General features: G+C 64.2%; 15 protein-coding genes. 8 read left to right on the top strand and 7 right to left on the bottom strand.

All coding sequences use genetic code 11. From position 1 onward, the window contains the following. Positions 1-2: 2 nt before the first annotated feature. From ACWPWO_RS01495 to ACWPWO_RS01480, 4 genes are all read right to left on the bottom strand, one after another. Positions 3-275 carry a DUF493 family protein gene (locus ACWPWO_RS01495; protein WP_454003873.1) on the bottom strand — a complete coding sequence of 91 codons (273 nt, stop codon included), beginning with the start codon at positions 273-275 and terminating at the stop codon, positions 3-5. Then, a complete protein-coding gene (locus ACWPWO_RS01490) occupies positions 272-1,144 on the bottom strand; it encodes a D-amino acid aminotransferase (protein WP_454003871.1) in 873 nt (290 codons plus the stop codon). The genes ACWPWO_RS01495 and ACWPWO_RS01490 overlap by 4 nt, the downstream gene beginning before the upstream one ends. A gap of 24 nt (positions 1,145-1,168) precedes the next feature. After that, a complete protein-coding gene (locus tag ACWPWO_RS01485) occupies positions 1,169-2,392 on the bottom strand; it encodes a D-alanyl-D-alanine carboxypeptidase family protein (RefSeq protein WP_454003869.1) in 1,224 nt (407 codons plus the stop codon). 129 nt (positions 2,393-2,521) lie between these two features. Further along, positions 2,522-3,172, bottom strand: a complete 651-nt coding sequence (locus ACWPWO_RS01480; RefSeq protein ID WP_454003867.1) for an alpha/beta hydrolase — start codon at positions 3,170-3,172, stop codon at positions 2,522-2,524. Positions 3,173-3,229: 57 nt separating this feature from the next. On the opposite strand from ACWPWO_RS01480, the gene ACWPWO_RS01475 reads away from it, so the two are divergent. The 5 genes from ACWPWO_RS01475 to ACWPWO_RS01455 all read left to right on the top strand — a co-directional run bounded on the left by ACWPWO_RS01475 (position 3,230) and on the right by ACWPWO_RS01455 (position 6,686). Continuing rightward, entirely contained in the window at positions 3,230-4,099 is an 870-nt protein-coding gene (locus ACWPWO_RS01475) for a biotin--[acetyl-CoA-carboxylase] ligase (RefSeq protein WP_454003865.1), read from the top strand. Positions 4,100-4,138: 39 nt separating this feature from the next. After that, the gene (locus ACWPWO_RS01470) at positions 4,139-4,978 is read left to right on the top strand and encodes a type III pantothenate kinase (RefSeq protein ID WP_454003863.1); all 840 of its coding nucleotides are present in this window, start codon (positions 4,139-4,141) and stop codon (positions 4,976-4,978) included. Positions 4,979-5,196: 218 nt separating this feature from the next. Next, a complete protein-coding gene (locus ACWPWO_RS01465) occupies positions 5,197-5,373 on the top strand; it encodes a hypothetical protein (protein WP_454003861.1) in 177 nt (58 codons plus the stop codon). 18 nt (positions 5,374-5,391) lie between these two features. Next, a complete protein-coding gene (gene galU, locus ACWPWO_RS01460) occupies positions 5,392-6,222 on the top strand; it encodes a UTP--glucose-1-phosphate uridylyltransferase GalU (protein ID WP_454003859.1) in 831 nt (276 codons plus the stop codon). 254 nt (positions 6,223-6,476) lie between these two features. Next, positions 6,477-6,686 carry a cold-shock protein gene (locus tag ACWPWO_RS01455; protein WP_026483779.1) on the top strand — a complete coding sequence of 70 codons (210 nt, stop codon included), beginning with the start codon at positions 6,477-6,479 and terminating at the stop codon, positions 6,684-6,686. 132 nt (positions 6,687-6,818) lie between these two features. Here the strand turns inward: ACWPWO_RS01455 and ACWPWO_RS01450 are convergent, their stop codons facing one another. The 3 genes from ACWPWO_RS01450 to waaC form a co-directional block, all read right to left on the bottom strand. After that, positions 6,819-7,073, bottom strand: coding sequence for a hypothetical protein (locus ACWPWO_RS01450; RefSeq protein ID WP_454003857.1), 255 nt, complete (start codon positions 7,071-7,073; stop codon positions 6,819-6,821). After that, positions 7,036-8,160 carry a 3-deoxy-D-manno-octulosonic acid transferase gene (locus tag ACWPWO_RS01445; RefSeq protein WP_454003855.1) on the bottom strand — a complete coding sequence of 375 codons (1,125 nt, stop codon included), beginning with the start codon at positions 8,158-8,160 and terminating at the stop codon, positions 7,036-7,038. The genes ACWPWO_RS01450 and ACWPWO_RS01445 overlap by 38 nt, the downstream gene beginning before the upstream one ends. Before the next feature lie 134 nt (positions 8,161-8,294). After that, complete coding sequence (waaC, locus tag ACWPWO_RS01440; RefSeq protein WP_454003853.1) at positions 8,295-9,299, bottom strand: lipopolysaccharide heptosyltransferase I; 1,005 nt, start codon at positions 9,297-9,299, stop codon at positions 8,295-8,297. A gap of 122 nt (positions 9,300-9,421) precedes the next feature. On the opposite strand from waaC, the gene ACWPWO_RS01435 reads away from it, so the two are divergent. The 3 genes from ACWPWO_RS01435 (at position 9,422) to dctP (ending at position 12,395) form a co-directional block, all read left to right on the top strand. Continuing rightward, positions 9,422-10,321, top strand: coding sequence for a LysR family transcriptional regulator (locus ACWPWO_RS01435; protein ID WP_394063390.1), 900 nt, complete (start codon positions 9,422-9,424; stop codon positions 10,319-10,321). Positions 10,322-10,419: 98 nt separating this feature from the next. Then, entirely contained in the window at positions 10,420-11,223 is an 804-nt protein-coding gene (locus ACWPWO_RS01430; RefSeq protein WP_454003851.1) for a putative hydro-lyase, read from the top strand. A gap of 113 nt (positions 11,224-11,336) precedes the next feature. Then, positions 11,337-12,395 (top strand): TRAP transporter substrate-binding protein DctP, encoded by a 1,059-nt coding sequence (gene dctP, locus ACWPWO_RS01425; protein WP_454003850.1) that lies wholly within the window; start codon positions 11,337-11,339, stop codon positions 12,393-12,395. Positions 12,396-12,407: the final 12 nt, after the last annotated feature.

Raw genomic sequence — 12,407 nt, 5'->3', positions numbered from 1 at the left:
GCTTACAGGACGACGCGCACCAGATGATGCGCATGCAGGGCCCGATACAGATTGTCCAACTGTTCGCGCGAAGTGGCGCGCACGGTGAAGGTCAGGCCGGTGTAGTTGCCGGCCTTGCTGGGGCGCTGCTCGACGGTCGAAGCGTCGAAGTCGGGATCGAATTCCCGCACGATGGCCAGCAGCTCTTCCAGCAAGGTATCGTGGGTCTGGCCCATGACCTTGATGGGAAAGTCGCTGGGGTATTCGATCAGGGATTCTTCAGGGGAAATAGTCATGCGTGCTCCACTGCCTGGATGGCCTTGTCGTAGCCTTCGCGCAACTTGGCAAAGACCGGGCCGGGCCGTCCGTCTCCGACGGGACGGCCGTTGAACATAACGATGGGCAGCACCTCCTTGGTGGCCGCCGTCATCAGGATCTCGTCGGCGCCGTCGACTTCCTCGCGGGAAATCCGGCGCGCCTGGAACGGAATGCCGGCCTGCGCGGCCAACTCTTCCATCAGGCCATAGCGTACACCTTCCAGGATCAGGTTGTTGCGCATGGGCGCCAGCAAGGTGCCCTCGCGCACGATCCAGATGTTGCAGGAGGCGCCTTCGGTCAGGAAGCCGTCGCGGAACTGGATGACTTCGTCCACGCCGGCCTGCACGGCCTCCTGCTTGGCCAGCACATTGCCCAGCAGCGACACCGACTTGATGTCGCAGTGCAGCCAGCGCACGTCCTCGATGGCGATGGCGGTCAGTCCGTTCTCGCGCTCGGCCTGCACGCGCTGGAAAGGCGAGACCATGATGAACACGCTGGGGGCCGCATCCTTGGGAAAGGCATGGTCGCGCTTGGCCACGCCGCGCGTGACCTGGATGTAGACCATGCAGTCGCCGCCGCGACCCGATCGGGCCAGCATGTCCAGCACCAGCTTTTCCCATTCGCGGCGCGTGAAGGGATTGGCGATGCCGACCTTGGCCAGGCTGCGCTCCAGGCGATTCAGGTGCCCGTCCATGCGGAAGGGCTTGCCATGGTAGGCCGGCACGACGTCGTAGATGCCGTCGCCATAGATGAAGCCGCGGTCCAGCACGGAGATCTTCGCCTCGCCCAGGCGCACGAAATCGCCGTTCAGGTAGACGATGCTGTCGGGATCAATACCAGGAATCATGGGTTCGGTCTCGCACGGGAAAACTTATTCGAACATCAGCAGCACTTTGTCGACCATGCGGCCGAAAAAGCCCGCCTCGGGCACGTCCTCGAGCACCACCAGCGGCTGCTCGGACAGGGTCTTGCCATCCAGGGACAGGGTCAGGGTGCCGACCTTGGCCCCCTTACTCAGGGGCGCGACCAGCGGCTGGGTGTACTGGGCGACGGGCTTGATGTCGGCCGACTTGCCGCGCGGCACCGTCAGCCACAGCGGCTCGGCCGTACCCAGGCCCACGTTCTCCACCGCGCCTTCCCAGACGCGGGCGTTCACGGCAGGGTTGCCGGCATCATAGAGCTTGACCGTCTCGAAGTTCTGGAAGCTCCAGTTCAGCAGCTTCAGGCTGTTCTCGGTACGGGCGGCGTCGCTGGCCGTGCCGACCACCACGGACACCACGCGGCGGCCGTCGCGCAAGGCGGTGGACACCAGACAATAGCCGGCGGACTGGGTATGGCCGGTCTTAAGGCCGTCCACCGTGGTGTCCAGCCACAGCAGGCGGTTGCGGTTGGGCTGCTTGATATTGTTGTAGGTGAATTCCTTCTGGCTGTAGTAGTGCAGGTACTGCGGAAAGCGCGACACCAGCGCGGCAGCCAGCGTGGCCAGGTCGCGCACCGAAGTCAGGTGCTCGGGATCGGGCAGGCCGGTGGAATTGACGAAGTGCGTGGCCTTCAGGCCCAGCTTAGCGGCCTGTTCGTTCATCAGCGCGGCAAAGGCCGATTCGCTGCCGGCCACGGCTTCGGCCAGAGCCACGGAAGCGTCGTTGCCCGACTGCACGATCACGCCCTGCAGTAGCTCGTCCACCGGCACCTGGGTGTTGGCCTTGACGAACATGCGCGAGCCTTCGGTGCGCCAGGCCTTCTCCGAGATGTTCACCGGCTGGTCCAGCTTCAGGCGGCCGGACTCCAGCGCGTCGAACACCAGGTAGGCGGTCATGAGCTTGGTCAGCGAGGCCGGCTCCACGCGCTCGTCTATGCCCTCGGCGGCGATCACCTGGCCGCTGTTCACATCCATGGAAAGCCAGGCGCGCGCCGTCAGGCCGGGGGCCGGCACGATGGACAGATCGCCCGGCAAAGCCGCCGCACCGGCCGTCGCCGCGGCCGGCGCGACGGGTTGGGCCGCAGTCTGGGCCTGGACCAGCACGGGCAGCGACAGGGCGAGCGCCACCACGCAACGAGAGAGAATCGGAGAGACAAGTTTTTTTGCAGAGGTCATGGCTGGGAGAGATTGGAAGCCGCGAATGGGGCGGAAAGGGCCCATTATGGCAGAGCCCTACGGGCCTGTGAGCGCGCCCGGCCGCCTATCCGCAAATGAAAACGCAACGATTTGAAAACAAAAGGCGGCTTAAGTTCCAAGCGAGGCAAGATGGCGATTGACCACGTCGCGCAACTGGATGAGCTTGCCGTGGAAAAAATGGCCTGCCTCGGGCAGCACCACCATGGGCAGCTGGTGCTCGCGGGCGAACTCCATACCCTCGGCCAGGGGCACCACGTCGTCCAGTTCGCCATGCACCAGCAAGGTGTCGGCCGCAGGCTGCACCTGGCGGAAACGGAAACGGTTGACGGCGGTGCCGGTCAGCACCAGGGCCTGGGGCAGCGGCGCACCCGCTTCGCGCAGGCTCGCATGCACCTGCGCGGCCACGGCGGTGCCGAAGGAAAAACCGGCCAGCAGCCAGGGGCCGCCCGGCCACTGGGGAAACCGGGCGCCGAACTGCTCGATCAATTGCAGCATGTCGGCGGTCTCGCCGCGGCTCCGGTCGAATTCGCCGGCCGACAGGCCCACGCCGCGGAAATTGGGGCGCACCGCCAGCAGCCCCTGCTGGGTGGCGCAGCGCGACAAGGTAGTGACCACTTTATTGTCCCGCGCTCCGCCATGCAGGGGATGGGGATGCAGGATCAATGCCCAGCCGCGCGGCTCGGCGGCAGGCCAGTCCAGAGCACAGTCGATGACCCCGGCAGCGCCGGAAAATTGAATCGTATCCACGCGTTCAGACATGTTCAGACCAAATATCAAATAAGATTATGCCAAGCCCATCCAGTGTACCGGATTGTCATGAACACCTCTTCTCAATTCGCCCTGCCCAGTCCCCGGGACATGATCGCCGAGCTGCGCATCCGACTGCCGCATTTCAACCAGATCCGCTGGCTGGACTCCACCGAGTCCACCAATGCCGACCTGCTGAACCTGGCGCGCCAGGAGACCGGCCCGCGCGTGCGGCCCTGGCTGCTGGGCGCCCACCTGCAAAGCCGCGGTCGCGGCCGCGCCGGGCGCACCTGGCAGAATCGCGTCGGCGCCAACCTGATGTTCTCCTGCGCCTTCGACATCTTCCTGCCGGCGCGCCAACTGCCCACGCTCTCGCCGCTGGCGGGCATGGCCACCTGCGAGGCGCTGCGCCTGTGCCTGGAGCCGGCCCCGAGGCGCCGCCTGACCATGAAGTGGCCCAACGACGTAATGTGGGACCAGGCCAAGCTGGCCGGCATCCTGGTCGAGGCCACGCGCGCCAGCGCCGCGCCCAGCTCCAGCGACCATCACGTCGTCATCATCGGCATCGGCATCAATCTGCAGGACGCCGTCGATCTCAGCCAGCGCACACAACGCGCCGTGGCCGACTGGAGCGGCATCTCCGAGCACTCCGCGCAGGCCGCGCTGACCCGCTGTTCGGACATCGTCGCCAAGGTCGCCCAGTCCTGCTACCTGAGCCTGAACCACGTCACCGCCCAGGGTTTTGCCGACCTTCCCGAACGCTACGCCCAGGTGGACGCACTGGTGGGCCAGCATGTGCACATCATGGACAACGGCCAGATCCTGCACACCGGCGTCGTCACCGGCATCAATGAATCGGGCCAGTTGCTGCTGCGCCATCCCGACAGGACGGAGCGCGCCATCACCGTGGGCGAGGTTTCCGTACGTCCCCAGCGCTGATCGCTATACTGGCGCTTTTCCCCAACCGACTGGCCCGGCATGACTTTGCTGATCGACTCCGGCAACACCCGCATCAAGCTGGGCTGGCGCCACCCCCTTAGCGGCGCGCGCGAAGCGGCGCCGGTTTCCCTGCACGCCGACCAGCTGGACCAACTGGCCGCCTGGCTGCAGGCCGGCCATGCGCCCTTGCAGGACATGCGCGGACACGGCGGCGGGGCGATCGGCGTCAATGTGGCGGGCCCGCTCGTGCAGGCCCAGATCGACGCCGCCGTGCAAAGCCTGGGCCTGGGCACCGTGCGCTGGCTGCACAGCGAAGCGCGCGCCTTCGGACTGTCCAACGGCTATGAGCAACCCGGCCAGCTCGGCGCGGACCGCTGGGCGGCCCTGCTCGGACTGTGCGACCTGCTGAACGGCCAGGCCAGCCCGGCGCAGGCCGCCTTGCTGGTCAGCTTCGGCACGGCCACCACCGTCGATCTGCTCAGCCCCGTCCAGGACGGCGAGCGCCGCTTCATGGGCGGCTCCATCCTGCCCGGCCCGAGCCTGATGCTGGCTTCGCTCAAGCAGAACACCGCCCAATTGCCCGAAGCCCACGGGCGCGTGGCCTCCTTTCCCACCAACACCATGGCCGCCATCAGCACCGGCGTGGCCGCCGCCCAGGCCGGCGCCGTGCTGCGCCAGTGGGAACAAGGGCGGCGCCGCTTCGGAACGCCCCCGCTGGTCTTTCTGGCGGGCGGCGGCCGGGCCCTGATCCAGCACGAGCTGCATGACCAGCTGCAAGACCATTGCCGGCTGCTGGGCGTGCGCACGCCTCCCATCCAGGAGCTGGACACGCCGACGCTGCACGGGCTGGCCCTGTATGCGGGCTTGACCAGGGCATGACCTGGCTTGGCAGTCCGCAGGGACTGCCCTGGGTCCGGGACATCCTCAAGGGACTGTTATTGCCTTGGACGGTCCGGCGGTCCGGCGATCCGGCGATCCGGCGGCAAAAAAAGCCATGGATTCCCACATCCGGATACGTAAAGACTGATTAAACGGATGAACTTCCCGGCGCGACCCCGTACAATCGTCCGCTGAACTGTTTCTTTCCGGTGTCGGGGATGCGACTGCTTTTCATACTGATCCTGCTGGCGAATGTAGCCGTCCTGGCCTTTGGACAGGGCTTTTTCGGCACGCCTCCCAGCGAGCAGGGCCGAGAGCCCCGACAATTCTCCCAACGCAACCAGGACGCGGTAAAGCTGGGCGCGCCGCAGCACCCCGCCGCCCCCCGTTCCTGAACCACGATTGTCGAACCCATGAAACCTATCCGCAAAGCTGTCTTCCCTGTCGCCGGTCTGGGCACCCGCTTCCTTCCCGCCACCAAGGCCATGCCCAAGGAAATGCTGCCCATCGTCGACAAGCCGCTGATTCAATACGCCGTCGAAGAAGCCGTGGCAGCCGGGGTCACCGAACTGATCTTCGTGACGGGCCGCAACAAGCGCGCCATCGAAGACCACTTCGACAGTGCTCCCGAACTGGAAAAGGAACTGGAAGCCAAGAACAAGCTGGACATGCTGGAGCAAGTGCGCCACGTCATCCCCAGCCACGTCAATTGCATCTACACCCGCCAGTCGCGCGCCCTGGGCCTGGGCCACGCCGTGCTGTGCGCCGCACCCATCGTGGGCAACGAACCCTTCCTGGTGCTGCTGGCCGACGACCTGATCGACGCCGCCACGCCCGTCTCGCGCCAGTTGGTCGAGGCCGCCCACCAGTACAACGGCAGCATCGTGGCCACGCAGAATGTGGCCCCCAGCGAAACGAACAAGTACGGCATCGTGGCCGGCGAAGCGCTCGATGCCAACGCCACCCGCCTGAGCCGCATCGTGGAGAAACCCGCGCCTGACGTGGCGCCCTCCACCCAGGCCGTCGTGGGCCGCTATGTGCTCGAACCGGAAATTTTCGACCACCTGCGCCGCACCCAGGCGGGCGTGGGCGGTGAAATTCAATTGACGGACGGAATCGCCAGCCTTTTGGAAAGTCGCGCTGTATATGCGTATCAATATGAAGGCACTCGTTACGACTGCGGTAGCAAGGCCGGTTTCTTTCATGCTACGCTTGAATTTGGTCGTAAATACCACGGACTTTAACGAGGGGCGCAGAGGGGTCCGTACCAATAACAAACCTTGTTCGTAATTGTTTATCCCTTGCTTGTGACAAACTGTGCAAAGGGCGATTTAGCTTGACTTACAGGCCATTTCACCTCTACGATTAGCGGTGCAGGATTTCAAGTTCGTCGAAGTTTGTTCAATACGGTATTGTTTCTAATACTCATTGCCCTGATTTTTACATCTTGACAATCTTTTTTGAGCAGATTGCTCGTCATTTTTAGGGAATGCAGGAAATGCAAACAGAAACCGGTATCGTAAAATGGTTCAATAACGAAAAAGGCTACGGCTTTATCTCCCCCGACAACGGTGGCAAAGATCTTTTCGTTCACCATTCCGACATCCTGGGCACGGGCTTCAAATCTCTGGAAGAAAACCAGCGCGTATCCTACGTGTCTGCCGAAGGCCAGAAAGGTCCCCAAGCCAAGAGCATCCAGAAGCTGTAATCCATACGGATTCTGATCTCAAGAAAGCCCGCGAAAGCGGGCTTTTCTTTTGTCCATGCAGCGCCCAGGAAAGGATTTATGTCAGATAACTGCGACAGACCACCCTTTCCCTACGATAAATTGCTCATTTGCTTATGAGTCAGAGGGACGCGAAGCGCGGATCTCGGCCAGGCCCGAGAGCACGCGTACGACGGCGCCCTCGTGCATCTGCACCCAATGCAGGCCCGCGTCCGACATCTTGTGGTGGCGCGCCGGCGCATCCACCAGCTCCACGGCCTGCTGCAAGGCTGCCGACGGCGTGGCGGCGCGCAGCGCAGCGCCCGCATGCAGGGCGTCCTGAACCGCCTGTTCAAAATTGCGCGTATGCGGCCCGACGATGACGGGCACCCCGATGGCGCTGGCCTCGATGAAGTTCTGCCCCCCAGCGGCTGGAAGCTGCCGGCCACGATGGCCACCCTGGCCAGCGCGTAATACCAGTACATCTCGCCCAATGTGTCGCCCAGCAGCACGTCCATGTCGCGGCAGGCCTGCACGGCCGAGGAGCTGGAGTCCCCTGCTTGAGCAAGGCGCTGCGGCGTACATGGCGCAGGCCCAGCTTGTCCAGATAGGCGGCTGCATCGTCGAAGCGCTGCGGGTGGCGCGGGACCAAAGCGAACAGGATGGGGCTGTGCAATTCATTGCCGTGTTCGCGTTCGCGGCGCAGGAAATGCGCGATGGCATCGGCGAAGTCCATGTCTTCGGTCTCGCGCGTGCTGGCGATGACCACGATGCGCCGGTTCAGGTCGCTGGCAAAGCGCCGGCCTCGGGCGATCCTGTCCTGCGGCAGGTCCACATCGAATTTCAGGTTGCCCGAGACCCTGACGCCCTGCGCGCCCGCCTGCTCCAGACGCTGGGCGTCGGCCAGGCTCTGGGCGTACACCAGCCTGAAGGAACGGTAGGCCTCGCGCATCACCGAGCCGGCGCGCAGGCTGGCGGCCAGCGCGTGTTCGGAAAAACGGGCGCTGGCCAGCATCATGGGCACGCCTTGGCGGCGCGCCGCGGCCAGCAGGTTGGGCCAGACCTCGCGCTCGATGAGCACGCCGGCGCAGGGCCTGTAATGGGCCAGGAAACGTCGCACGGAGCCGGGAAAGTCATAGGGCAGCCATTGCTGGATGAGCCGTCCCTGCTCGATCTCGGCAGCGAAGGCCTTGGCACCTTCCTCGCGGCCCGTGACGGTCATGTGGGTCAGCAGCACGGTTTCGCCCTGGTCCAGCAAGGCCCGGATCAGGGGATGGGCGGCGCGCGTCTCGCCCAGGCTGACGGCGTGCACCCAGACAGGCGCCCGCGGCGGCGCGGCCTGGTCCTTGTAATACCCAAAACGGGCGCCGGAGAGCACCTGCCAGTCCCCGCCGGCGCGGCGAGCGCGCAGGCCCATCCAGGCCATCAGGGCGGGGGCCAGCATGCGTATGGAAGCGGTATAGAAAAAGCGGTTCACCAGCCTAGCCTCAGCGCAGGATCAACGCACATTGTACGCATAAAGCCGCGAAGCAAAAGCGCGAACTGCCGGGCAAGGCCGACTGCGAGCCGCTCCGGCCCGAATGCGAACTCCTTGGTCAGTGGCGGCAGGCCCTAGAGCGCCGGCGCGATCAGGGCCGGCGCAGCATCGCCGACGCCCTGGCTGCCGAGCGCCTGGTCGATGGCGCACAACACGGTCTGCGCCGAAGGCTCATGGCCGCGCTCGCCCAGGCTGGCCGTATAGGCCGAGCCTTCCAGGGGCGTACGCACCGGCGTGGAGGCTTTGTAGATGCCTATGGTGGGCCGTCCCAGGCCGGCGGACAGATGCGTCAGGCCGCTGTCCAGCCCCACCATGATGCGGGCGCCCGCCAGTTGCAGGGCGACGGGCGTCAGACCCATGCGCGGCAGCACGCAGGCATGCTCGCGCCCGGCGATCAGGTCCTGGGCCCGTTCAGTCTCCGCTGGACTGCCGGCCAACAGGCGCAGCTCCATGCCTTCTCCCTGAAGCCGGTCGAAGACCTGCAGCCAGTTGGCAGGTGCCCAGAGTTTGTCGTCCCGACTGGCCGAAGGCATGATGATGGCGTAGGGAGATTGCCCGGCCGGAGCCTGCTCGGCCAGGGCCTGCAGGCCGAAATCCGGCGCGCCCTCGAACTGATAGCCGAAGGCGGCCGCCGCCAGGCTGCGCTGGCGAAACACGGCCGGCTGCCAGAAACCGACGCGGTGGCGCACGTCGTAGAACAAAGAGGCCAGCGGCTCGCGCGCCGACTTCCAGTCCAGGCCGTGGCGGCGACCATGCGTCTGGCGCACCAGCCAGATGGATTTCATCAGGGCCTGCATGTCCAGCACGACATCGTAGCGGCGCGCGTCCAACTGCGCACGCAATGCCGCGCGTTCCCGGCGCGTCTGGGCGGACCACCACTGCTTGCGCCAGCGTCGGTGCGCCACGGGGATGGCCTCGTGCACGGCGTGGTGCCAGCGGGGGATCTCGGCAAAGCTTTCTTCGACCAGCCAGTCGATCTGTGCGCCTGGCACATGGCGTGCGATGTCCGAGATTGCTGGCAGCATATGGACCAGGTCTCCCAGGGAGGACGTACGCACAATGAGTATCTTGCAAGTCATGGCGGAATTATAGTGGCGGCGCATGAAAATCAAGCAGAAGCAGACAAATTTTTGCACTCCTTCTCAAAAGGGAGGCAGGTCCCTTAAGGCATAATAGAGAGAACCACTCCTGGACCGAAAACATGATTGATTTCAAACAGATCGAAGCCTTCGTATGGGTTGCCGAGCTTGGCGGCTTTCGGGCCGCCGCGGAGAAGCTGAACACCACCCAGCCTTCCATCTCGCAGCGCATCGCCGGTCTGGAAGCCGCCTTGGAGGTCCGCGTGTTCGACCGGGGCGCGCGCGGCATCAAGCTCACCGACAAGGGCCAGGAACTGCTCTCCCACGCCCAGCGCATGCTGGACCTGCGCACCGAGATGCTGCGCGCCGCCAAGGAGCAGAACGCCATCCGCGGCGTGCTGCGCCTGGGCGTGGCCGAGACCATCGTGCAGACCTGGCTGCACAATCTGATCGATCACCTGCATCAGGAGTACCCGGCGCTGGTCATCGAAATCCACGTGGACACCACCAATGTGCTGCGCCAGCAACTGGCCGCCTTCCAGATCGACATGGCCATGATCGTGGGCGTGGGGCAGGACCCCAAGGAACACTGCCTGCGCCTGTGCGAATATCAACTGGGCTGGGTAGCCAGCCCCGCCCTGAAGCTCCACGGTCGGAAAATCAGCGTTTCCGATCTAGGGGTTTACCCTGTGATCACCTATCCGTCAGGCAGCGTTCCCTACCAGTCCACACGCGAAGCCTTGCTGCGCGCGGGGGTGAAATCGCCGCGTCTTTTCGGCAGCGCCTCGCTCAGCACCATCGTGCAGATGACGCGCCGCGCCATGGGTCCCAGCGTGCTGGCTCCGGCTGTCATAAAAGACGAGCTTTCCGAGGGAAAACTGCGGCTTTTGAAGGTCGACCAGCCCTTGCCGGCGATCGAGTTTTTCGCCTGCTGGATGGACTCCCCGGACAGTCATATTGCGCGCGCGGTGGCCACCCACGCGCAGCGCATCGCACAGATATACGCAGAGACTGATAAGTAAAATTTATAACCTAATATTTGAACTTACAATTGGACAGGGATTGCCCCATCGGTTGCAATTCGTTGCTGTGATCAACCCCCTGCGTGCGAGTGGTCATCATGAACCTGGAACCCCTGCCAATACTGGCGCCCGAGGCCGAACAATGCCGCGAGCGCATCCGCGAAGAACTCCATACTGGTCCCACCGCCGGACTGGCGGCGGGCCATGTCCAGGCCAACCTCATGATTCTTCCCAAGGACTGGGCCGACGAATTCCTGCTGTTCTGCCAGCGCAACCCTAAACCATGCCCCCTGCTGGCCGTAACCGAGCCTGGTCAGTATCAGGTGCCGTCCCTGGGTCGTTCCATCGATATACGCACTGACTTCCCCCGCTATCGGGTCTGGCGCGACGGACAACTCAGCGCCGAACCCCTCAATGTCCGCGACCTCTGGCGCGACGACCTGGTCTCCTTCCTGATCGGCTGCTCGTTCTCGTTCGAAGAGGCGCTCCTGGCGGACGGAATCGACGTGCGCCACATCAGCGCAGGCGTGAACGTACCCATGTACCGCAGCACGATCCAGACGCACGCAACCCGTCGTCTGGCCGGTCCTCTGGTGGTCTCCATGCGCCCCATGCGCGCCGCCGACGCCATTCGCGCTGTACAGATTACCTCCCGTTTTCCTTCGGTGCACGGCGCCCCGATCCACATCGGCGACCCTGCCCTCATCGGCATATCCGACATCAACCAGCCTGACTACGGCGACGCCGTGCAGATCAGGCCGGACGAGCTGCCCGTGTTCTGGGCCTGCGGCGTCACCCCGCAAGCCGTCGCGGCCCAGGCCGGACCGGAGTTCTGCATCACTCACGCCCCCGGGCACATGTTGATCACGGACCTCCTGAACACACGCCTGGCAGCGCTTTGATACTAGTTTGACCGGCTGATCCCGGTTCCCCTCGTGGTTTTATATTGCTGTTCTTCCCGTGTCTTACCGGCACATTCCAAGCATTGCAGCTAGACAGCTATTCGGAGCACATTATGAAAAAAATCGTGTTGACCTCCCTGGCCCTGGGCACCCTGGCCCTGGGTTCGGCAGCCCTGGCCCAGACCAGCGCCCAGGACCTGCCCAAGACCCAACTGAAAGTCGTGGGCGGCCTGAGCAACCTGACGGCCTACCAGAACACGGAACAACCCTTCTGGACCAAGACCATTCCTGAACTGTCCGGCGGCCAGGTCACGGCCGACATCAAGGGTTTCAACGACATGGGCCTGAAGGGTCCTGAAATCATGCGCCTGATCGGTCAGGGCGTGATCCCCTTCGGCACCGCCACCCTGGCCTACTTCGCCAGCGACAACTCGATCAACGAGGCCATCGACCTGGCCGGCCTGGCTCCCGACATCGCCGTGGCCAAGAAGCTGACCGAAGCCTTCACGCCCGCCTACGAGCAGTTCTACGAAAAGAACAACGTGAAGGTGCTGGGTTTTTCGACCTACCCCGCGCAGGTGCTGTTCTGCAACGGCGACTTCAACGGCCTGGCCGACCTGAAGGGCAAGAAAGTGCGCACCAGCAGCCGCACGCAGGCTGAATTCGTCCAGGCCCTGGGCGGCAACAGCGTGACCATCCCGTTCGGCGAAGTGGTTCCCGCCCTGCAGAACGGCGTGGTCGACTGCGCCATCACCGGCTCCATGTCCGGCTACTCGGCCAAGTGGTACGAAGTCAGCACCAACCTGTACAAGATGCCCATCAACTGGAACCAGCAGATCCACGCCGCCAACCTGAGCGCCTGGAAGAAACTGGATCCCAAGGTGCAGGACTTCCTGGCCAGCAACATCAAGGTCATGACCAACCAGATCTGGGACGCCGCCGCCAAGGAAACCCAGGAAGGCTACGACTGCAATACCGGCGCGGCCGCCTGCTCGCAGCCTGTGAAGGGCAAGATGAAGCTGGTCGAGCCGACCGAGGCCGACCGCGAACTGCTCAAGAAGGTCATGAGCGAGACCGTGGTGCCCAAGTGGGCCGAGCGCAGCTCCGCCGACACCGTGGCCGCGTTCAACGCCAACCTGAGCCCCATCCTGGGCTTCGAAGCCAAGAAGTAAGCTTGTAGTATC

Source organism: Alcaligenes sp. Marseille-Q7550, assembly GCF_965112015.1.
This window is presented reverse-complemented; position numbering and strand designations above follow the sequence as displayed.

Bases quoted from the DNA above. Each gene is read 5' to 3' on its own strand.
- ACWPWO_RS01495 (WP_454003873.1), bottom strand. From the start codon at position 275: ATGACTATTTCCCCTGAAGAATCCCTGATCGAATACCCCAGCGACTTT.
- ACWPWO_RS01490 (WP_454003871.1), bottom strand. From the start codon at position 1,144: ATGATTCCTGGTATTGATCCCGACAGCATCGTCTACCTGAACGGCGAT.
- ACWPWO_RS01485 (WP_454003869.1), bottom strand. From the start codon at position 2,392: ATGACCTCTGCAAAAAAACTTGTCTCTCCGATTCTCTCTCGTTGCGTG.
- ACWPWO_RS01480 (WP_454003867.1), bottom strand. From the start codon at position 3,172: ATGTCTGAACGCGTGGATACGATTCAATTTTCCGGCGCTGCCGGGGTC.
- ACWPWO_RS01475 (WP_454003865.1), top strand. From the start codon at position 3,230: ATGAACACCTCTTCTCAATTCGCCCTGCCCAGTCCCCGGGACATGATC.
- ACWPWO_RS01470 (WP_454003863.1), top strand. From the start codon at position 4,139: ATGACTTTGCTGATCGACTCCGGCAACACCCGCATCAAGCTGGGCTGG.
- ACWPWO_RS01465 (WP_454003861.1), top strand. From the start codon at position 5,197: ATGCGACTGCTTTTCATACTGATCCTGCTGGCGAATGTAGCCGTCCTG.
- galU (WP_454003859.1), top strand. From the start codon at position 5,392: ATGAAACCTATCCGCAAAGCTGTCTTCCCTGTCGCCGGTCTGGGCACC.
- ACWPWO_RS01455 (WP_026483779.1), top strand. From the start codon at position 6,477: ATGCAAACAGAAACCGGTATCGTAAAATGGTTCAATAACGAAAAAGGC.
- waaC (WP_454003853.1), bottom strand. From the start codon at position 9,299: ATGACTTGCAAGATACTCATTGTGCGTACGTCCTCCCTGGGAGACCTG.
- ACWPWO_RS01435 (WP_394063390.1), top strand. From the start codon at position 9,422: ATGATTGATTTCAAACAGATCGAAGCCTTCGTATGGGTTGCCGAGCTT.
- ACWPWO_RS01430 (WP_454003851.1), top strand. From the start codon at position 10,420: ATGAACCTGGAACCCCTGCCAATACTGGCGCCCGAGGCCGAACAATGC.
- dctP (WP_454003850.1), top strand. From the start codon at position 11,337: ATGAAAAAAATCGTGTTGACCTCCCTGGCCCTGGGCACCCTGGCCCTG.